Here is a 20,146-nt window from a genome sequence, read left to right as displayed (position 1 = left end):
AGATGAAAACAGCCCTATTACTTATTGATCTACAGAACGATTTCTGTACCGGCGGTGCGTTAGCCGTAAAAGAGAGTGAGCACGTCATTGATGTTGCAAATCAGGCAATTGATATCTGTCTGAAACACAATATCAGCATTCTTGCCACCCAAGACTGGCACCCTGCTGAACATATGAGCTTCGCAGTCAACTCCGGCCAGAAGATCGGGGATATCGGTATACTGAACGGTATTCCACAAGTATGGTGGCCGGAACACTGTGTACAGGGGCAACATGGCGCTGATTTCCATCCACAATTGAACAAGCAGGCCATTATTGAGGTTTTCTACAAAGGCGAAAATCCACAAATAGACAGCTACAGTGCTTTCTTTGACAACGGCTATCAGAGTAAAACCCGGCTTGATGACTGGTTGCAAACAGAGCAAATTGAGCGCCTGTTTATTATTGGTATCGCCACTGATTATTGTGTGAAGTTTACCGCGCTAGATGCGCTGGCACTAGGTTATGAAACCTGGGTAATTGCTGATGGTTGCCGGGGGGTTAATCTCAGTCCAGGCGACAGCCAATCCGCATTCAAAGAGATAAAAGCGCAAGGTGCAATACTGATAGAACTTGCCCAACTGGAAAGCACCCTTTTCTGAGAACAATCAAGGCCAGGCTGAGTTCAACAAACTCAGCCTTTTCATATCCATCTTGCGAAGATTATGTCTTGAATGTTGCCACCATTTCAGACTGAAAGGCCGCTTTCAGTTCTTGTTTACTCTTCATCACCAACTGACCATCAGTACCGATTGTCATATGCTCAGGTTCATGGTTATGCCTTGCTTGCCATAACATAATCATTTGCAGGCTATTCTCTTTCTGCTCCACAGTTAAAGGCACACCATCCTGCCATTTACCCAGTTCGACTGCCTGAACCAAGCGTTGATATATCTCTGGTGTCATTACTGATAACAGATCATCCAGTTCCATTGATATTTCCTCATTATTTTCCAGAATTAGCTGAAACGATTTTTCTTACATAAATTAACGGCAATGCCGGCAATGATAAAATGATTAACCTACTGTTTTTTCACCTGTATTTTCATCAGTGAAACTTAACGCAACCGAGTTAATACAAAAACGTTCTCCTGTCGGTTTCGGGCCATCAGGGAACACATGCCCCAAATGAGCGTCACAATGGCGGCAACGAACTTCAATACGCTGCATATTATGACTATTATCATCAAGATACAGTATTGCATCATCGCTGACAGGCTGGTAAAAACTCGGCCAACCGCAGCCAGAATCAAATTTAGTATCGGACATAAATAACGGCTGCCCACAGCACAGACAATGATACACGCCACTTTTTTTATTATGTAGCAATTTCCCCGAAAATGGCGGTTCCGTCCCGGCATTCTGGGTAACATGACGCTGAATATCAGTAAGCTCTGTATAAAGGGAAACATCAGGATTCTTAGCCATAACGACCACCTTAATAAGACTCGTGTTCTCAATAAAATCAAATGATAATATACCCATTATCTTTCAAGTTGCCTCTTTGTTGGCTGCACTCGCTCACCCCGGTCACATAGTTCGCTATGCTCCCGGGGATTCGCTCTCTTGCCGTCTCGATGCATCTTGAAATCTATAGGGTATAACAAGAAATTAACATTACATCAGTGGAATCTATTTTAAGCGGTTAACTGAAGATGTTTATCCCACTATTTGTGATGTGACTCGCATATCTAACCGATTAACTTTAAATATCTGTCTGCACCCCGATAATGAGGGGCAAATCGATTGCCAGTACCGCATAGCGAACGTCTAAATGGTGCACTCAAAGTCGATATTTTTCGACTATTGACACGATTCCGCTTGACGGCTGGCAAGGTTTTGGTAACTTTAGTAATAATTTTTAATTCACTAAAAAATAGCTGGTGGAACACTATGACTATCAAAGTAGGTATCAACGGTTTTGGTCGTATTGGCCGTATTGTTTTCCGTGCTGCACAAGAACGTTCAGACATCGAAATCGTCGCAATCAACGATTTGCTGGACGCAGAATACATGGCTTACATGCTGAAATACGATTCAACTCACGGCCGCTTCAATGGAACGGTTGAAGTAAAAGACGGCCACCTGGTTGTTAACGGTAAAACTATCCGTGTGACAGCAGAGAGAGATCCCGCTAACCTGAAATGGAATGACGTGGGCGTTGATGTTGTTGCAGAAGCAACAGGTATCTTCCTGACTGATGAAACTGCACGTAAGCACATTACCGCGGGTGCGAAAAAAGTGGTTCTGACCGGCCCATCCAAAGATGACACACCGATGTTTGTTATGGGTGTTAACCACAAAGCTTACGCAGGCCAGGACATCGTTTCCAATGCCTCTTGCACTACTAACTGTCTGGCGCCGCTGGCTAAAGTTATCAATGATAAATTCGGCATCGTTGAAGGCCTGATGACCACTGTTCACGCAACCACTGCGACTCAGAAAACCGTGGATGGCCCTTCTGCGAAAGATTGGCGTGGTGGTCGTGGCGCCGCTCAGAATATCATCCCATCTTCTACCGGTGCGGCGAAAGCGGTAGGTAAAGTTATCCCTGAGCTGAACGGTAAACTGACCGGTATGGCTTTCCGTGTTCCTACTCCTAACGTCTCTGTTGTTGATCTGACTGTACGTCTGGAAAAATCAGCCACTTATCAGCAAATCTGTGATGCCATCAAAGACGCAGCTGAAGGTGAACTGAAAGGTGTTCTGGGTTACACCGAAGATGACGTGGTGTCTAACGATTTCAACGGCGAAAAACTGACTTCTGTATTTGATGCAAAAGCCGGTATCGCTCTGAACGATAACTTTGTGAAGCTGGTCTCCTGGTATGACAACGAAACAGGTTACTCTAACAAAGTTCTGGATCTGATCACTCACATCTCTAAATAACTGAGTTATTACCTTGCCTGAAAAGAGCTGCCTTTCCTGGCGGCTCTTTTATTTTAATCTGCGTACAACATGCGTTATTCTTGGGCCATGCAATATGACTGCCTTGGGTTCATAAGGTCATGACACATGAACGATAAAATTTTTGCATTACCGGTTGCAGAACAGATCTCCCCTTCTATCAGTCAACGGAATATAGATGGCTTCCCATTGATAGTCGTATCTCATCCTAAAGTTCGGGGCGCAATCAGCCTGCAAGGGGCGCACCTTATCGCCTGGCAACCCTGTGATGAAGAACCGGGATTGTGGTTGAGCAGGAAAACAGCATTTAAAGCCGGCACCGCTATCCGCGGGGGTATTCCTATTTGTTGGCCCTGGTTTGGCCCCACAGGAGCACCAAAACATGGTTTTGCCAGAACGCTTCCTTGGGAATTTAGTGCACATAATGAACATGAAAATGGCGTAATATTAACTTTCATGCTGAAAGGCAATGAATATAGCCGTAAATTGTGGCCTTATGATTTTACCCTGATTGCCCGTTTTAAACTGTGTGAAACCTGTGAAGTGGAGCTGGAAGCCTATGGTGATTATCAGGCAACCTGCGCCCTGCACACTTACCTGAATGTAGGCAATATTAATCAAATTTCAGTCAGTGGCCTGGGTAAACATTTTATTGATACTGTTGCTGACAAAGAGCAATACACAACAGGAGAAGATCTTATTTTCACCGGCCGTACTGATCGCATCTATACAGAGCCAGAAGATTTTAATCTGATAAGAGATAACTCACTGAAACGAACCATTGAAATTCACCATTACCATCACAGTGATGTTGTATGCTGGAATCCAGGCGCTGAATTATCGAATAATATGAAAGATATGTGTGATGAAGGTTACAAAAATATGATTTGTGTAGAAACAGCTCGTATAAATAAACCGTTAATTGCCAAAGATGATAGCCCAGCCCACATTTCGGTTGTCATTCGTTGCCGGAAAGACCATCAGTAAATATCTCAAAAAAAGCCACAAAAAAGACTGAATACAATCCGGTGGACTCAGTCTCTATCCGGTATTATCGTTTCGGGTAATTAAAAACTATATGTAATACCTGTCCAGACAATACTTGAATATGATTTATTAACCATTGGGCTATCTTTAATTTCACTCGGTAGCCACTCAACACGCCCCATCATGAATGCAGACCATTTCTGACTAAATTCATAATTGGCAGATAATTCCAAATAAGGAGTCCAGCTATCACCTGGAGTATATTTTTCCAACCCGCTACGATGTGATTCCCTCTCCTTAATACCATATTCGTAACGATTTTGTTTTTTACTATTCCAGACCACACCTAACCCTGGTTGTAATGACCAACTCCCCATGTCAAAGTCATATAAATAAGCCAGGTCAACCGTAATACCTTTACTTTTACTTAAAGTATCCACCGCAAAAGCACTACGTAATGTCCCCCAATCTTCATTATGACGATAACTAAAACCACCCATCATAGTATCGCGACGTTTATCCAGCTTTTTCAACTGCTTATCTTCATTGTCTTTTGGACTGAAACTTTGAGGATAATAATACACGTCTAAAGATAATTGATCTTTCGGTTCGTTCCACAAATAATATCCAGCAGCTAAAGTATGAAAATAGAAATTGTCATTTTCATAATTAACCATTGGAACAGGTAGCACTTTATCTTCGCTCTTTACTCCCTTATAAGGTAGTGACTGAGCCAGAACAGATACGCCAACTGACCACTGCCCTGCATAAGCTACCGATGAAGAAAAACAAAAAGTGATGGCTGCCGCTAGAACTTTTGCTTTGTTGATCATTATTAACTATTTCCTATAAAACAATTATGCGATTGGCTATTATCAAGTGTAAGTGTAAAAGATCATTTCCCTTATTTCCAAGTAATAACGTAGTATTTTTGTCCAAAAAGCACTATATGTCTAAATTCTGCTTAATTTTCCTAGCAAAAACAGACAAATTATAGGTAAAACACAGATATATTAATTTAGTGAAATCGATAACTTATATTCTATAATAATACCAGCAATAAATTATTATTTATCATTCCCTTTATTAGAGCAAAACCGTCCTGTCTGATTTTAACGACATTGATATTTAACGACATATAGATACCGGGACCCGATCCGCCAATGCACACAACAATTCATAACCAATAGTGCCAGGGATCTCTGCCACATCATCCACCGGCAGGTTTTGCCCCCACAGTTCGACAGGGCTGCCAATTTGGGCCTGCGGGCAAGGTGTTAAATCCACTGACAACATATCCATTGATACTGCCCCTAATACCTGAGTTCTGACGCCATCGACAATAACCGGTGTTCCTGTCATTGCTTTACGGGGGTAACCATCAGCATAACCACAGGCAACAGTGCCGACTCTAATAGGACCTGATGCTGTATATTTACCGCCATAACCGATTTTTTCCCCAGCCTTGAGATGCTGAATAGCAATAATCTCACTTTGCAGACTCATCACGGCTTTCAACCCAATATCCGCAATATCTTTCCACTTTCCACTAGGAGAAGCGCCATAAAGCACAATACCAGGACGTACCCAATCCCGATGCGTTTGCGGATACCACAGAGAAGCGGCTGAATTAGCCAAACATTGAGCAATATCCAACCCCTGACTGACTGAATTAATAACGTTAAGTTGTTCAGTAACGCCGATTTCTTTATTATCTGCATTCGCAAAATGCGACATCAACGTTATTTGCCCAATTTGCCGGATACCCCTTGCCAGCGATAAAATCTCTCTATATTGATCCGCAGGGAAACCCAATCGATTCATGCCGCTGTTTAGTTTTAGATAAATATCGATTGGCCTACTCAAATTAGCCATCTCTATTGCTTTAAGTTGCCAATGACTGTGCACCACTGTTGTCAACTGATACTGATCAATTATCGGCAAATCTTCAGGTTTGAAAAAACCCTCCAACAGCAAGATCGGCTTCTGCCAACCCTGTTCCCGCAATAAAATGGCCTCATTAAACTCAAGTAAAGCAAATCCATCTGTCTGATCGAGATACCGCCATAAACAACGCAGACCATGCCCATAAGCATTTGCTTTAACTACAGACCAGATTTTGCTATTGCCGACCTTATTACGAATAATAGCCAGGTTATTTTTCAACGCATCAAGATGGATCGTTGCCGAAATCGGACGTGGCATATCAGTTCCTCAGTTCAGTGTGCAATTGATGGCCCAATGGCCCCAATTTCGTATTAAAACCATTAATATAACGGAATACTGACAAATCATCAGATGCAATGGAGGGCTTCTTACCTGAAATAAGATCCGCCAGTAACTGACTGGAACCACATGCCATCGTCCATCCTAACGTGCCGTGCCCTGTATTGAGGTAGAGATTGTTATATTCAGTCGGACCAACAATTGGAGTCCCATCGGGTGTCATTGGCCGTAAGCCCGTCCAGAAATTAGCCTGAGCAATATCGCCCCCTCCCGGATAGAGATCCTGCACGACCATTTTTAATGTTTCACAACGTGTTTTAAGCACATTCAAATTGAAGCCCACAACTTCTGCCATGCCGCCAACACGAATACGATTGTCAAACCGGGTGATCGCAATTTTGTATGTTTCATCCAACGCAGTCGAGACCGGAGCCCGTTCTGCATCTACAATCGGCATAGTTAATGAATAACCTTTCAATGGATATACCGGGATTTTGACAAGACCATTCAACAGTTCAGTGGAATAGGCTCCCATCGCAACAACATAGCTGTCTGCCGTCATGACGCCATCTTCGCACTGGACACCCGTAATACGATGCCCTTCTACCAGCAACTGTTTGACCTGTTTATTAAACAGAAACGTAACCCCAGCCGCTTCTGCCATTTTTGCCAGTTCTTTGGTAAAAAGCTGACAATCACCCGTTTCATCATTCGGTAACTGTAAGCCTCCCGTCAGTTTATGAGCAACATGGGCCAATGCCGGTTCGACTGTCGCCAGCTTATCTGCCGTTAACAGGTTGTAAGGCACACCTTCTTGTTCAAGAACCGCGATGTCATTCATCGCATTATCAAACTGCTTATTGGTGCGGAATAATTGAAGCGTGCCCCCCTGACGACCTTCGTATTGAATACCGGTATCGGCCCTTAACTGTTTGATACAGTCGCGGCTGTACTCTGCCAGCCGTACCATCCGGCTTTTATTGGTTGCATAGTGATTTGCATCACAATTGCGCAGCATCTGCCACATCCAACGTAACTGGAACAGCGAACCATCAGGACGGATAGACAGTGGAGCATGACGTTGAAACATCCATTTAATGGCTTTCAGTGGAATGCCCGGCGCTCCCCACGGCGTCGCGTATCCCGGCGAAATCTGACCGGCATTCGCCGCGCTGGTCTCCTGAGCAGCACTTCCCTGACGATCAATAACAGTTACTTCATGACCTTGCTGTACCAAATACCAGGCGCTGGTTACACCAATAACGCCGCTACCTAAAACAAGGATTTTCATCATGGTCCCCTGATGATTAAAAATTTAGCCAAGCATAATATGCTGCCTAAAAAAAACCAATATAGGACAATCCTCGGTAACGTCAATAATCTACATTTATGATTTAGGTCACAATAATATTACATTTATGCAACAAGAATATTTATTGCCTGTATACAAGCAACTAACAAAAAATGGTACTAAGATGATGAAATTAAAATAAAAATTACGATTCATGTCGTAAGATAACTATTGAATATCCAGTAATTATTCTTAGTTTTTCAGCGAAAATAATGATTCAATTAAACAACCACAAGATACCAATAACCATCAATTAATCGAAATAAAAGTCCAAAAAAAATCCATAATTTTGGAATAATATTCTAAAATTGACACCTTGTGATTGCCTTAAGATATGAGGAAAAAAACAACAAAATTCCCGGGGCAGCGCATTCTGACCCGGGTCAATTCAAAATAGTTCTGATTTGAAACTAATGAATTGGATTAAGACTTGGCATTAAGTAAAAATACTGACGGGGTATCAACGACAAACTTCAGCTAAATCACTTGGCATCGTACTTTGCATACTGTGCCAGATGATACCGCTCTCTTTGCCATAGTTACGCACACATTCCATGACTTTATCGTAGGATTTATCACGGCATAACGTCGCCAGCTGCTGATAAAAGTTCAATGCCAATTTACGTGCCTCAGGATTAGAGAAGTAATAACGCCCTACACGGGTATATAACCCTTTTAACCCATTGATAATAAGGCCGTAAATTGGATTATCTGAAGCAAAAGCCAAACCACGGAAAATATCATAATCCAGAGCGCTGAAAGACTCTGAGTTATCTTCCACATTCTCTTTTTTTGCCAACACTTCCAATGACTGACTTGGATTATGCCTAAAAGCCGTACGAATAAATATTGCAGCAATATTCGTTCTCACGGCCAGCAGGTTATCAATCAATTCAGGAACGCGATCGTGATCAAGGCGAGCCAGTGTTTCTAAAATATTAAGACCTGATGTTTCCCAAAAGTTATTCACTTTTGTTGGCTTGCCATGCTGAATAGTTAACCAACCATCACGTGCCAAACGCTGCAATACCTCACGCAGGGTAGTCCTTGTTACACCAATTAACTCAGATAATTCACGTTCTGCTGGAAGAATAGAGCCAGGAGCAAAACGGCCGTTCCATATACTCTCAATAATATATTCTTCCGCAAAACCTGCGGGACTTTGAGCCTTAATGACCATATTTTTGTTATTCCAACGTGAATTTTTCAACTAATAATAGATGAAATTATATCAGAATGCGCCCCTCCAATATAGCTGTCTAGTCTAGAAACCGCAAAAACGGTCACGAAAAAAGCACACGAATTGTTTAATTGTGCTTCATCTCCCTTAAAATATTTTGTATTAAAGCGTACTATTGTTTAGAGAACACGACTTTACGAATTTAGAGGAATTTTAATTACCATGGAAACCAATATTTGGAAAGCGGCGATAAAAAACTTTCTCGGCAACTCGCCGAATTGGTATAAGTTAGCTATCATCGTTTTTCTCATCATCAATCCGCTTGTATTCTTCTTCATCAACCCATTTGTTGCCGGCTGGCTGCTGGTTGTCGAATTTATCTTTACGTTGGCAATGGCACTTAAATGTTACCCGTTACAACCCGGTGGCCTGTTGGCAATTGAAGCGGTCCTCATCGGCATGACCTCACCTCAACAAATTGGTCATGAAATTGCTAATAACCTGGAAGTTGTTCTGCTGCTGATATTTATGGTTGCAGGAATTTACTTCATGAAGCAGCTATTATTATTTGCGTTCACTAAACTCCTTCTATCCATAAAATCTAAACGGATGCTTGCCCTGGCATTTTGTTTAGCCAGTGCATTCCTCTCGGCATTTCTTGATGCCCTGACGGTTATCGCCGTGGTTATTAGTGTTTCCCTTGGCTTCTATTCTATCTATAACAATTTTATCTCTGATCAGCATGATGCACTGAAGCCGAATAATGATCGTCACATTGATGCAGAGAAAAGGAAACAAACGCTCGCCCAGTTTCGTGCTTTTTTACGCAGCCTGATGATGCATGCAGGTTTAGGGACTGCGCTCGGTGGTGTGATGACCATGGTGGGAGAACCCCAAAATCTGATTATCGCCAAAAATGTTGGCTGGGATTTCGTCACCTTCTTTATTCGCATGGCTCCGGTTACCTTGCCTGTTTTTATCTGTGGACTGCTGGTCTGTTTTCTGGTCGAACACTTTAAGATATTCGGTTATGGTGCAGAATTGCCGGAACGTGTCCGGCAAGTACTGGAAAATTATGATAAAAAAACCAGCGTAAAACGAACCCGCCAGGAAAAAGCGCAGCTTATTGCTCAGGCACTGATTGGCCTATGGTTAATTGTCGCTCTGGCATTTCATTTGGCAGAGGTTGGTCTGATCGGTCTGTCAGTTATCATTCTGACCACCTCTTTTTGCGGTATCACGGAAGAACATGCGCTGGGCAAAGCGTTTGAAGAGGCATTGCCATTCACGGCATTATTAACGGTTTTCTTTTCCATTGTTGCCGTGATCGTTGACCAACAACTGTTTACACCATTTATTCAGTTCGTCTTGCAAGCTTCAGAAACTTCTCAGCTTTCTCTGTTCTATCTGTTTAATGGCCTGCTCTCAGCCGTGTCAGATAACGTGTTTGTTGGTACGGTTTATATCAATGAAGCCAAAGCAGCACTGCAAGAAGGGCTGATCTCACATAAACAATATGAATATCTAGCTGTTGCCATTAATACCGGTACTAACCTGCCTTCTGTCGCAACACCTAACGGACAAGCCGCATTCCTGTTCCTGCTGACCTCGGCATTATCACCTTTAATCCGTCTGTCTTATGGCCGCATGGTCATGATGGCATTACCCTATACCATCGTGATGACACTGGTCGGTTTACTATGTGTGGAATTTCTGTTAATTCCGGTGACTGACATCATGGTTCATTGGGGTTTAATCGCTTTGGCATAGTCGGCCACAAATTTATTTCATAACGTTATTACTAACACCGGATTGAACGCAAATTACGCTCAATCCGACTTTATTTTTTACCCGAAAAAACAGATTTACTTTAATTGACTTTTTTTGTTCCATTTTAGGCGGCAAAATAGACGTTCAATTATTTATCTTATCTGCATGGAAAAAAGGACATGATGCGATTTTTAAACCACTATTCCCAAGGACGAAACGCATGGCTGTTAATGACTTTTATTGCCTTGATACTGGAAGGTTCAGCCTTATATTTTCAGCACGTGATGAAATTACAGCCCTGTGTGATGTGTATTTATGAGCGGGTTGCTCTGTTTGGTGTGTTAGGTGCTGGATTACTGGGCGCGATCGCACCAAAAACGCCGTTACGTTGGTTGGCTATTATTTTGTGGATCTACAGTGCCTGGCGTGGCCTGCAATTGGCATGGGAACATACGATGATCCAGTTATATCCTTCCCCATTTAATACATGTGATTTTTTTGTAAACTTTCCTTCATGGCTGGCATTAGATAAATGGCTCCCTTCGGTGTTTGAAGCCTCCGGTGACTGTTCAGCAAGACAATGGCAATTTCTGTCATTAGAGATGCCACAATGGTTAGTCGGTATTTTTGCCGCTTATCTGGTTGTTGCTGTATTAGTATTGGTCAGCCAATTTTTTAATCGGAAATAATTGCCCATTCAGACGCTAAAACGGTTGGCTGGTGAATCCAATATACTCGCAGAATCATGCCTAAAGGTGTCTACCACAGTGATCCCAACGGCATGTTCCTGCTCATAACAGGCAGTTGCTTCAACCTTAAATTGGTGCGCAAGAACCTTGCAGCAACGCCCTTTCGTTACAACGCTTGCCATTTACCAACTGGCAAACCGGTGTTTGTGTACCATTTAATTGTACGGCTAATGCGGGTGTACCACCTGCATAAATACACGTTGCTCTGGCATTAATTCCAAGACCAATTTCTGGCGGAGAATATTGCATCGCCTGATATTGGACAAATGTTTTCCCTGTTTGGCTACTACAGCCAGCCAATAAAGCAAAATTAAAGAGTACTCCTCCTAATAAGGCTTTGTTGAATCCTTTCTTATCGTCGATATTTAACATATCTCTTCTCCGAAAAACAATTCAGGGAAAACCATGCAGCATCATTAATTAATGCGCACCGCTGTCAGAAAGCAAATTTATTACCATAACGCCCGCAATGATAAGCGCCATACCTAACATCGCCGCCCAATCCAACTTCTGCTGATATAAAAATATCGCCGCAACAGAAACCAGCACAATACCAAGACCAGACCATATCGCGTAGGCAACGCCCAATGGCACAACTTTAACTACCTGAGATAATGCCCAGAAAGCAATGCCATATCCAACAATGACCAGTATAGAAGGGAATAATTTACTAAACCCATCGGAAGCTTTTAATGAAGCGGTTGCCACAACCTCAGCAACAATTGCCATTGCTAAATATACAAATCCATTCATAACTTTACTCTCTATAACAGAAAAACATAAATTGAACAATACTAATAGACAAAAACGAGCTGAATCTATCACAAATTCTGGCAAGAGTAACGTAACAAAAATGATATATTTCGTTCCCTAAATCCAATTTAAACATTATTTACAGCGTGCCCGTGGAAGTGTCCTGATGACAAGAAGATCGTTGTAAAGATTTTACAAGAAATATGGAAAAGTGCTAATGATAGCTTCCAGTTTTGCGATTCAGACCAAAATCATTCAGCGCGATAACCTTTACCATCACCTGATGAAATATAGCGTCGAGAGATTAAGAACCGATATATTTATAAATTAAAAATAATCCTATTATCTGATTAAGCAATAATCGTGAAACTAAAATAAACTTATACTGTCTGAATTCGAGTAATCTTATTTCAAAATGCTTTGAGAGGCAAAATAGTATGGAGAGGAACATTCAACCCGGTTTCTGTGTAGTACAACAACCCGGAGGATTAAGCTTTCAGGCAAACCTGCTGTTCAGCCATTCAAATAGCGAAGCAGCTCATTATTTTATGGCGCTGAACTCAGACAACCGATTCCTAAAACCAGGGCAGATCCTGCTTGTTGCCGATCCCGATTCTTATAATCCGCCGCATATAATGCAGCTCTTAAAGCAATCTCAGTATGAAATAAATCAATCCGTTGCTCCCTTGCCTGATGAATATGCCACATTTTTGCATCGTCATTTTGGTCTGTTTCATTATTTACTGGATCAGGGTGGGACGCTTATCAGCACCGCTTCATCACTGAGTGAAAGCTATTTTTCTGAAATTAATAAAAACCTGTCAAGGTTACAGTCTCTTTATCAGAAAGAATATAGGTTAAATGGGCTAAATCAGAAGTATGCCAGCCCCGATTTTTATCTAGAAAGACAGAAGATCATGGGTAACCTAAAGAGACTATTGAATAAAGTTGGGCGACTTTCTTTAAAAATCGAAGAACATCCTAACTTAAAACATGCACTAAAGTTATCAACTAAATCCATTGCTCATCAATGAGATAAAGCAGGGATTGGTGCAATAAAGGGATATAGTCAAACAATTATCCAAAGTGCAAAAATGGTTAAATGGATGAAATACGGTGGTCGTATTGCGATTGGTCTGGATTTTATTGATACCACCGGACAAGTTATTGATGCCTGTAATTATGGACAATCAGGACAATGTGAAAAAGTGGCAATTAAGGAATATAGTAAATTTGCTGGTAGAACGGGAGGTGGGATGGCAGGAGGATATTATGGCGGTATAGCAGCAGGTGCGGCATGTTTCGCTCTTGGAGCGGCAACGGGAGGTTTCTCTGCGTAGCTGGAGGCGGACTAACAGGAGGCTATATTGGAAGTAAAGGTGGAGAATTTTTTAGTGAATTCATTGTTGAACACTTAATAGAAGATTAATATGAATAGAATAATTTATACTATCATGCTTATCCTTTACATTTTATTTCTTACTTCACTTGCTGTATCTGTAATCATTTATAAAATAAACCAGAAAAAGATGGATAAAATTATTGAATCATATATTAACGAAGGACTTTATTTATCAACAAGTGTAAAATTGGGCCGGTTTTTGGGTATCCATGGTCAATTTTATGTCGCAGTGTTTTTTTACCAATTATTAATCGGCAAGAAAATGAGAATAAATGAAAAAGATAGTCAATATATGTATAAAGAGTCTTATGATTTTATTCAGAAATTACCGAAAAACATGACCAATTGGTTGAAAATCTATATCTTAACTATCTCTACCAGCCTGTTATCCTTTGCTATTGGAATGATATTTGTTTTATATTTCAAATACTTCTGAGAGACCACAAGTGAATAATATGAATATTCTAACTAACGCAATTAACTGTATCATGATTTCTTTATTTTCAATCAGCATATTTTTGCTATTATTTTTATTGATTTTTTATGGAATAAATAAGAAGGCTTTCACAGAAATCAGAGAAAAATATACACAGGAGGGCTTTTTTATACCACAAATTATATATGCAACATCTTTTTTTGGTTTTTTTGACAGTTATTATCTATCATGTTTCCTCTACCAGATAATAACTGGAAGAAAAACAATCATGTCTTATGTTTACATAGGTAATTCCATACCGCAAGAAGCATATGAGTTAGCAAAGAATATACCTAAAAAATTCGCTTCAATAATAATTATCTATTATTATTCATTTTCTATTTCTCTATTCTTATTCACATTAAGTAGTATACTTGTCTTGTTATACAAGTGGTTAACGAATACATAAAGCAAACCCTATTAATTTAATGACCGATAGGAAATTAACATGAACAGAATAATTCCTCTCATCATTGTTATCTCTTATATTTTCTTTATTGGATTTTTTATTATATCAGTAGCTATTTACAAGATAAATCAGAAGAAGATAGATAAAATTATTGAATCGTATGAGGATGAGAATAAATGAAAAAGATAGTAAATATATGTATAAGGAGTCCTATGATTTTATTGAAAAATTACCTAAAAATATGACAAATTGGTTGAAAATTTATATTTTAACTATCTCTATCAGCCTGTTATCCTTCGCCTTTGCAATATTATTTGCTTTATGTTTCAAATACACCTGAGAAACTATTAACCAAGAGTATTTTTATTTTAAAATAGAAAATTCACTGAGGATTATCAATGTATAAATCTATCATAATAACAGACACCTATATTACTCCCTCTTTATTATCTTTTTCCACACCAATAACTATGGAGTTATTTATGAAATACGTTTATTTCTAAAGTAAAAACTAAGAAAAATCAAATCTGTTAAATTCTCAATAGGATAATAATATGAATAGAACCACTTTTACCATCTTACTTATTTCTTATATTTCCGCCATTCTTTTTCTCGTTATATCTATAGCCATTTACAAAATAAATCAGAAAAAAATGGATGAAATTATTGAATTATATATAGGAAAAGGGCTTTGCTTGTCGACAGGCGTGAATATTGGCCGATTTCTAGGTGTTTATGGTCAGTTTCAGGTTGCTACATTTTTCTACATGTTATTAACTGGAAAAAGAATGAGAATAAATAAACCTGATAGCAAATACATGTACCAAGAATCTTACGACTTTATTCAAAGTTTACCTTCCCGTTTAACTCATTGGATAAAAATTTATTTCATTACCATTAATATAAGTTTTGTATTCTTCTTTATATCAATAGTCATTGGCTTATTCGAAAAGTATGCTTAACTACTAACTAAAATCTAAACGTATGAATTGTATTTTAGAGTTAGGATTATAATAACCACAATTTCTTTATATTAATATGTTTATTCAAAAAACACGCTTAATTATTAAATAAAAACTAAGCGTATAAATTATAGTTATCAATAAACCATCTCATCCCAGATGCAATATCCTGATGTTCCTGCCATATAATGCCGACAAGTAATATTAACATACTGAACTGAAACAACTTCCTCCGGTTGACCTTTATTATCATTAATAACATGCGGATAATTAACATTTAAACCGCAAATTTTTGCCCCAGTGAGCAAGATGGAATAGAAAAGTTCTTGTGAGCCTATTTGTGAGGTCCGATAAACATCAAATGTCAATTCCAGTTTTTCATGGTTAGCCGCCGCTATCATGAGTAATGGTGAAGATTTATCTAATGGTTTAATGAAGTTTACCGGCTGATAATTTACATTCTGCGCGACAGTCAGGCCATGATTAAATTGCAGTACCATAATTTGATTTTCATGTCCATTCTGATACCGGTTACCAATAGAATCCAGAGTTGAGCATCCTTGAGAAATAAGCCCTTGCGTTTCACCTTTTATCGTTACATAAATCATATTTGCCATACTATTTATCCTATATTTCTGCTTAATCTTTCATTCTGAACTGCTTTCTTTATATTTCAATGATAAAATTGTAAAAAACAGTTAGATATCTTATATAAATGTAAATATAGAATACCTATAGTCAATCAGAAGCCGTGTTCCTCTGCTTCTATAACAGAAAGAACTGTCAATTCATCAGTATTAACGGGTAAAAACGAGCGGAATCTGTCACAAACTCTTTTAAGGTGCCGGGTGATAAAAATGGTATACTCTCCCCCCTAAATTCCATTTAAACATTATTTACAGAGCGTCCGTGGTGGATCAGAAAGCACAATATAACCAGAACAAATTACAGAAACGTTTACGCCGTGATGTCGGTCAGGCCATCGCTGATTTCAATATGATTGAGGAAGGCGACCGTATTATGGTCTGCCTTTCCGGTGGTAAAGACAGCTATACCCTGTTGTCCATCCTGCAAAATCTGCAAAAAAGCGCTCCAATTAATTTCTCACTTGTTGCAGTTAATCTGGATCAGAAGCAACCAGGTTTTCCTGAGCATATTCTTCCCGCTTATCTGGACGAACTGGGTGTCGAATATAAAATTGTCGAAGAAAACACTTACGGCATTGTGAAAGAAAAAATACCCGAAGGTAAAACAACGTGTTCTCTTTGTTCCCGTCTGCGGCGGGGCATTTTATATCGCACAGCGACCGAGTTGGGCGCAACTAAGATTGCATTAGGCCATCACCGCGATGATATTTTGCAAACCCTGTTTCTCAATATGTTTTACGGCGGCAAACTAAAAGGGATGCCACCGAAGTTGATGAGTGATGATGGTAAGCATATTGTGATCCGTCCCCTCGCTTATTGCCGTGAGAAAGATATTGAGCGCTATGCAACCGCCAAAACGTTTCCTATCATTCCTTGTAATCTCTGTGGCTCGCAACCCAATTTGCAGCGCCAAGTTATCAAAGATATGTTACGGGAATGGGATAAACGCTATCCGGGAAGAATTGAAACGATGTTCCGTGCGGTTCAAAATGTCGTTCCATCCCATCTCAGTGATTTTAATCTGTTTGATTTTAAAAATATCACTCATGGAAGTGAAATTATTAATGGTGGTGATCTCGCTTTTGACCGCGAAGAATTACCGGTACAGCCCGCCAGTGATATAGAAGATCAACCCGATTATCAATCAGAACGGCTGGATATTGTCGAAGTAAAATAGTTATTCTTAGTAATACCGCTCCAGATATATTTCAGGGCGGTAATTTCTTTTTATTTTTCACTGCCATTTTTATTTGCTATTTCCCTATTCGGCTTATGACAACAATGAAAAAAAGCCGATATTAAAAAGTAATATCGGCACAAGAATGGGCAATTATTCTATATAAAGACTCATGTGAGAAAAACTACAATTATGGAGAACAACGTTCATCACTTAACGTTGTTTTCACCTGCGGGAGTCATAATGCCTGAATAATGCCAGGTGAGTATTGATATATCTCAAATTTAAGGACCAATTTTAGCAATATTTCCCGGTAGTTGTGTTTTATTTCTCTGAGCAATCGTTTAATTTTCATAACCATTTACTGCGTCTTAACCACCACGCAACAAATATAATCAACCCCAATAACAACAAGCAAAAAACGCTAAAACCCAAATAATATTCATTGCCAGGAATACCACCCAGGTTGACGCCAAATAATCCGGTCAGGAATGTTGTTGGCAAAAAAACCATCGCAAATAATGACATGACATAAGTACGACGATTCATCGCATCCGCCATCATTGATGTAATTTCATCTGAAATAATGGCGGTACGGGCAATGCAACCATCCAAATCATCCAATTCCCTTCCCAGACGCTCGGAAATCTCCTGCATCCGGCGACGATCTTCATCACTCATCCAAGGTAATTTTTCACTGGCAAGACGGGCAAATACATCTCTCTGAGGTGCCATATAACGGCGCAAAACAATCAATTGCTTACGCAGCAAGGCCAATCCACCCCGCCCCGGTATCCGCTGCTCCAGGATCATATTTTCAAGCTCAATAAGATTGTCATGAAGATCTTCAATAAAATTACCGACTTCATCAGTGATTGCATCAACCATGTCGACCAGCCAGTGCCCGGTAGTTTGCGCGCCAATGCCATTTTGCAAATCATTCAAAACCTGTTCAAGGGAATGAACTTTACGATGGCGGCTGGAAATAACCATTTTAGAATTAATATAAATGCGGAACACCACCAGCTGATCGGGGCGTTCACTTTCATTACTATTAATTGTTCGCAGCGTGATCATCGTACCATCGCCGGTACGGATTATTTTCGGCCTCAAGCTTTCCCCAGCCAGCCCCTCTTTAACCGATTCTGGTAATAAATCCGTCTCTATTATCCAGCGATAACTCTTGGGATTACGGTAATCCAGATGTTGCCAGAAAGGTTGAGCTGGTGTGGCTAATGCATTCATCTCTATCAGTGTCATTCCACCTTGACCATCAAACTGACAAGTATAGACTGCATCGGCATCTTTAAATGATGAACCATAAATTGTTTCCACATCCAGCTCCTTACTTTAGTGCTTGATAATGTACATAGTATGGCTATAGGCCACATCTTCAGGATTGGTGATCGGGTATCCTTTTAACCAGGGCTTTATCAACCTGCCGTTCGTATACTGATAAATCGGTGCAATGGGTGCCTGTTCAGCAATCATCTGTTCCGCTTTGTTATAGTCATCGTTTCTCCGGGCATCATCCGTTTGCAAACTGGCAGATTGCAACAACTTGTCATAATCAGCCTGATGGAATTTGGCAATATTGCCACTATGCGTTGAAGTCAACAGGCTCAGAAACGTGGATGGTTCGTTGTAATCCCCCACCCAAGATGCACGAATAACATCAAAATTGCCGGTGTTACGGTTATCAATATACGTTTTCCATTCCTGATTCACCAGATTCACCTGCACACCCAGTTTTTTCTTCCACATAGAGGCGACAGCAATAGCAATTTTCTGATGGTTTTCAGAACTATTATAGAGCAGAGAAAGTTTCAGTGGGTTGTTCAAACCATAACCTGCCGCCTGTAACAACGTCTTAGCCTGTTGATCCAGCTCTGCTTGTGTGTGTTGTTCCATATCACCGGTCACAGGATGGAAGCTGGCGGTCACATCCGGCGTGAAATGCCAGGCAGGTTTCTCTCCTGTCCCCAATACTCTTTCCGCAATAATCTTACGGTCAATCGCCATAGAAAGCGCTTTACGCACTCTGGCATCATTGGTTGGTGCACGTTGGGTGTTAAAAGCATAATAATAGGTGCCCAATTGATCCGGCGTATAAACCTGCCCAGGTAATTCATGGCGCAACTTTTTATACATATTTTTCGGGAAGGATTCGGTAATATCCAGATCACCAGCCAGATAGCGTTTAGTCGCGTGTGATTCCTGATTAATGGGTACGAATGTGACTTTGGTCAGAATGGTTTTTTTATGATCCCAGTAATAAGAATTTGGCGTCAGAACGATTTTCTCATTCACAACCCGATCATGTAATTTAAAAGCACCGTTCCCCACCAAATGACCCACCTTTATCCACTCTTTCCCATATTTTTCTACCGTTTTCTTATTGACCGGATAGAGACTGAAATTCGCGGTCAGATTGGGGAAGTAAGGCACAGGCCGGTTTAGCGTCACCTGTAATATGTGCTTATCAATGGCCTTAACACCCAGTTTTACAGCAGGCAATTTCCCGTCAATAATTTCCTGCGCATTCTCAATACCCGCCAGTGCGGCAAACCAGGCAAAAGGAGAGGTATTAACCGGGGTGACTAATCGCTGCCAACTATACACAAAATCCGTCGCAGTAACCGGTTCCCCATTTGACCAACGGGCATCAGAACGCAAGGTAAAAAGCCAGGTTTTGTTGTCCGCCGTTTTCCACGCTGTCGCGACGCCGGAAATTGCATTGCCATACGCATCCTGATTTACCAGCCCTTCAAACAGATCACGCTGAACCTGAGCTTCAGTCAAGCCCACCGCATTAATCGGGTCTAAGGATGCCGGTTCGTCTTTTAGATGACGCACCAGTTCTTGTTTGTCATTAAGATGAGTACCAGGAGGCACTTCCGCAGCGAAGGCAGAAGCCATGAGAAAGGAGCCACTGATAAGTAGTGCACATGAAGTCAAGCTGAAATAGCGCATTAAGGTAATCTGCTCTGTATGTAAAATAATTATTCCAGAACCGAATTATAAGCCATTGTCAAAGTGACACAATCAGACAATTTTACTTCACAGACGCTATTTTGATGGGCAAGAGCCGACTATTCTTCTACACTGGGAG

General features: G+C 40.5%; 21 protein-coding genes. 10 read left to right on the top strand and 11 right to left on the bottom strand.

The features are described 5' to 3' along the window. The first annotated feature begins 2 nt into the window (after positions 1–2). Entirely contained in the window at positions 3–641 is a 639-nt protein-coding gene (pncA, locus tag PTE_RS18765; protein WP_036849549.1) for a bifunctional nicotinamidase/pyrazinamidase, read from the top strand. Between the two features lie 61 nt (positions 642–702). Here pncA and PTE_RS18760 read toward each other — a convergent pair whose 3' ends face one another. Then, positions 703–972, bottom strand: a complete 270-nt coding sequence (locus PTE_RS18760) for a YeaC family protein (RefSeq protein WP_036849548.1) — start codon at positions 970–972, stop codon at positions 703–705. 84 nt (positions 973–1,056) lie between these two features. Continuing rightward, entirely contained in the window at positions 1,057–1,467 is a 411-nt protein-coding gene (gene msrB, locus PTE_RS18755) for a peptide-methionine (R)-S-oxide reductase MsrB (RefSeq protein ID WP_036849621.1), read from the bottom strand. A 465-nt stretch (positions 1,468–1,932) separates the two neighbouring features. Between msrB and gapA the strand changes: the two genes are divergently transcribed. Both gapA and PTE_RS18745 read left to right on the top strand, forming a co-directional pair. Next, a complete protein-coding gene (gapA, locus tag PTE_RS18750; protein WP_036849547.1) occupies positions 1,933–2,928 on the top strand; it encodes a glyceraldehyde-3-phosphate dehydrogenase in 996 nt (331 codons plus the stop codon). A 126-nt stretch (positions 2,929–3,054) separates the two neighbouring features. Next, a complete protein-coding gene (locus PTE_RS18745; RefSeq protein ID WP_036849546.1) occupies positions 3,055–3,933 on the top strand; it encodes a D-hexose-6-phosphate mutarotase in 879 nt (292 codons plus the stop codon). A gap of 80 nt (positions 3,934–4,013) precedes the next feature. On the opposite strand, the gene PTE_RS18740 is transcribed toward PTE_RS18745, so the two are convergent. The 4 genes from PTE_RS18740 to fadR form a co-directional block, all read right to left on the bottom strand. Continuing rightward, on the bottom strand, positions 4,014–4,766 hold the full coding sequence (locus PTE_RS18740; RefSeq protein WP_036849545.1) for a MipA/OmpV family protein: 753 nt from the start codon (positions 4,764–4,766) through the stop codon (positions 4,014–4,016). A 295-nt stretch (positions 4,767–5,061) separates the two neighbouring features. After that, the gene (gene dadX / locus PTE_RS18735) at positions 5,062–6,138 is read right to left on the bottom strand and encodes a catabolic alanine racemase DadX (RefSeq protein WP_036849544.1); all 1,077 of its coding nucleotides are present in this window, start codon (positions 6,136–6,138) and stop codon (positions 5,062–5,064) included. Position 6,139: 1 nt separating this feature from the next. Further along, positions 6,140–7,450 (bottom strand): D-amino acid dehydrogenase, encoded by a 1,311-nt coding sequence (locus PTE_RS18730; RefSeq protein ID WP_036849543.1) that lies wholly within the window; start codon positions 7,448–7,450, stop codon positions 6,140–6,142. A 520-nt stretch (positions 7,451–7,970) separates the two neighbouring features. Then, complete coding sequence (gene fadR / locus PTE_RS18725; RefSeq protein WP_036849542.1) at positions 7,971–8,690, bottom strand: fatty acid metabolism transcriptional regulator FadR; 720 nt, start codon at positions 8,688–8,690, stop codon at positions 7,971–7,973. A gap of 222 nt (positions 8,691–8,912) precedes the next feature. Between fadR and nhaB the strand changes: the two genes are divergently transcribed. After that, positions 8,913–10,460, top strand: a complete 1,548-nt coding sequence (nhaB, locus tag PTE_RS18720) for a sodium/proton antiporter NhaB (protein ID WP_036849541.1) — start codon at positions 8,913–8,915, stop codon at positions 10,458–10,460. 179 nt (positions 10,461–10,639) lie between these two features. After that, positions 10,640–11,149 carry a disulfide bond formation protein DsbB gene (dsbB, locus tag PTE_RS18715; protein WP_036849539.1) on the top strand — a complete coding sequence of 170 codons (510 nt, stop codon included), beginning with the start codon at positions 10,640–10,642 and terminating at the stop codon, positions 11,147–11,149. A gap of 126 nt (positions 11,150–11,275) precedes the next feature. On the opposite strand, the gene PTE_RS18710 is transcribed toward dsbB, so the two are convergent. Next, on the bottom strand, positions 11,276–11,581 hold the full coding sequence (locus tag PTE_RS18710; RefSeq protein WP_036849538.1) for a putative hemolysin: 306 nt from the start codon (positions 11,579–11,581) through the stop codon (positions 11,276–11,278). A 48-nt stretch (positions 11,582–11,629) separates the two neighbouring features. After that, on the bottom strand, positions 11,630–11,962 hold the full coding sequence (locus PTE_RS18705) for a DMT family transporter (protein ID WP_036849537.1): 333 nt from the start codon (positions 11,960–11,962) through the stop codon (positions 11,630–11,632). A gap of 437 nt (positions 11,963–12,399) precedes the next feature. On the opposite strand from PTE_RS18705, the gene PTE_RS24675 reads away from it, so the two are divergent. The 4 genes from PTE_RS24675 (at position 12,400) to PTE_RS18685 (ending at position 15,210) form a co-directional block, all read left to right on the top strand. Next, the gene (locus tag PTE_RS24675) at positions 12,400–12,996 is read left to right on the top strand and encodes a hypothetical protein (protein WP_051477454.1); all 597 of its coding nucleotides are present in this window, start codon (positions 12,400–12,402) and stop codon (positions 12,994–12,996) included. Between the two features lie 60 nt (positions 12,997–13,056). Further along, a complete protein-coding gene (locus PTE_RS24670) occupies positions 13,057–13,302 on the top strand; it encodes a hypothetical protein (protein WP_051477453.1) in 246 nt (81 codons plus the stop codon). Between the two features lie 90 nt (positions 13,303–13,392). Continuing rightward, the gene (locus PTE_RS18695; protein ID WP_036849536.1) at positions 13,393–13,800 is read left to right on the top strand and encodes a hypothetical protein; all 408 of its coding nucleotides are present in this window, start codon (positions 13,393–13,395) and stop codon (positions 13,798–13,800) included. A gap of 1,002 nt (positions 13,801–14,802) precedes the next feature. Continuing rightward, positions 14,803–15,210, top strand: a complete 408-nt coding sequence (locus PTE_RS18685) for a hypothetical protein (protein ID WP_036849533.1) — start codon at positions 14,803–14,805, stop codon at positions 15,208–15,210. A gap of 137 nt (positions 15,211–15,347) precedes the next feature. Here the strand turns inward: PTE_RS18685 and PTE_RS18680 are convergent, their stop codons facing one another. Continuing rightward, entirely contained in the window at positions 15,348–15,827 is a 480-nt protein-coding gene (locus tag PTE_RS18680; RefSeq protein WP_036849532.1) for an Hcp family type VI secretion system effector, read from the bottom strand. Between the two features lie 277 nt (positions 15,828–16,104). Between PTE_RS18680 and ttcA the strand changes: the two genes are divergently transcribed. Next, on the top strand, positions 16,105–17,034 hold the full coding sequence (gene ttcA, locus PTE_RS18675; RefSeq protein WP_070974726.1) for a tRNA 2-thiocytidine(32) synthetase TtcA: 930 nt from the start codon (positions 16,105–16,107) through the stop codon (positions 17,032–17,034). A gap of 351 nt (positions 17,035–17,385) precedes the next feature. On the opposite strand, the gene zntB is transcribed toward ttcA, so the two are convergent. Then, entirely contained in the window at positions 17,386–18,369 is a 984-nt protein-coding gene (zntB, locus tag PTE_RS18670; RefSeq protein WP_036849530.1) for a zinc transporter ZntB, read from the bottom strand. A 15-nt stretch (positions 18,370–18,384) separates the two neighbouring features. Beyond that, a complete protein-coding gene (locus PTE_RS18665) occupies positions 18,385–20,007 on the bottom strand; it encodes a peptide ABC transporter substrate-binding protein (RefSeq protein ID WP_036849529.1) in 1,623 nt (540 codons plus the stop codon). Positions 20,008–20,146 lie beyond the last annotated feature (139 nt).

The sequence above is a fragment of the Photorhabdus khanii NC19 genome, assembly GCF_000517265.1.
GTDB lineage: Bacteria > Pseudomonadota > Gammaproteobacteria > Enterobacterales > Enterobacteriaceae > Photorhabdus > Photorhabdus khanii.
This window is presented reverse-complemented; position numbering and strand designations above follow the sequence as displayed.

Excerpts from the sequence above, each read along its gene's own strand:
- pncA (WP_036849549.1), top strand. The coding sequence starts at position 3 with ATGAAAACAGCCCTATTACTTATTGATCTACAGAACGATTTCTGTACC.
- PTE_RS18760 (WP_036849548.1), bottom strand. The coding sequence starts at position 972 with ATGGAACTGGATGATCTGTTATCAGTAATGACACCAGAGATATATCAA.
- msrB (WP_036849621.1), bottom strand. The coding sequence starts at position 1,467 with ATGGCTAAGAATCCTGATGTTTCCCTTTATACAGAGCTTACTGATATT.
- gapA (WP_036849547.1), top strand. The coding sequence starts at position 1,933 with ATGACTATCAAAGTAGGTATCAACGGTTTTGGTCGTATTGGCCGTATT.
- PTE_RS18745 (WP_036849546.1), top strand. The coding sequence starts at position 3,055 with ATGAACGATAAAATTTTTGCATTACCGGTTGCAGAACAGATCTCCCCT.
- PTE_RS18740 (WP_036849545.1), bottom strand. The coding sequence starts at position 4,766 with ATGATCAACAAAGCAAAAGTTCTAGCGGCAGCCATCACTTTTTGTTTT.
- dadX (WP_036849544.1), bottom strand. The coding sequence starts at position 6,138 with ATGCCACGTCCGATTTCGGCAACGATCCATCTTGATGCGTTGAAAAAT.
- PTE_RS18730 (WP_036849543.1), bottom strand. The coding sequence starts at position 7,450 with ATGAAAATCCTTGTTTTAGGTAGCGGCGTTATTGGTGTAACCAGCGCC.
- fadR (WP_036849542.1), bottom strand. The coding sequence starts at position 8,690 with ATGGTCATTAAGGCTCAAAGTCCCGCAGGTTTTGCGGAAGAATATATT.
- nhaB (WP_036849541.1), top strand. The coding sequence starts at position 8,913 with ATGGAAACCAATATTTGGAAAGCGGCGATAAAAAACTTTCTCGGCAAC.
- dsbB (WP_036849539.1), top strand. The coding sequence starts at position 10,640 with ATGATGCGATTTTTAAACCACTATTCCCAAGGACGAAACGCATGGCTG.
- PTE_RS18710 (WP_036849538.1), bottom strand. The coding sequence starts at position 11,581 with ATGTTAAATATCGACGATAAGAAAGGATTCAACAAAGCCTTATTAGGA.
- PTE_RS18705 (WP_036849537.1), bottom strand. The coding sequence starts at position 11,962 with ATGAATGGATTTGTATATTTAGCAATGGCAATTGTTGCTGAGGTTGTG.
- PTE_RS24675 (WP_051477454.1), top strand. The coding sequence starts at position 12,400 with ATGGAGAGGAACATTCAACCCGGTTTCTGTGTAGTACAACAACCCGGA.
- PTE_RS24670 (WP_051477453.1), top strand. The coding sequence starts at position 13,057 with ATGGTTAAATGGATGAAATACGGTGGTCGTATTGCGATTGGTCTGGAT.
- PTE_RS18695 (WP_036849536.1), top strand. The coding sequence starts at position 13,393 with ATGAATAGAATAATTTATACTATCATGCTTATCCTTTACATTTTATTT.
- PTE_RS18685 (WP_036849533.1), top strand. The coding sequence starts at position 14,803 with ATGAATAGAACCACTTTTACCATCTTACTTATTTCTTATATTTCCGCC.
- PTE_RS18680 (WP_036849532.1), bottom strand. The coding sequence starts at position 15,827 with ATGGCAAATATGATTTATGTAACGATAAAAGGTGAAACGCAAGGGCTT.
- PTE_RS18665 (WP_036849529.1), bottom strand. The coding sequence starts at position 20,007 with ATGCGCTATTTCAGCTTGACTTCATGTGCACTACTTATCAGTGGCTCC.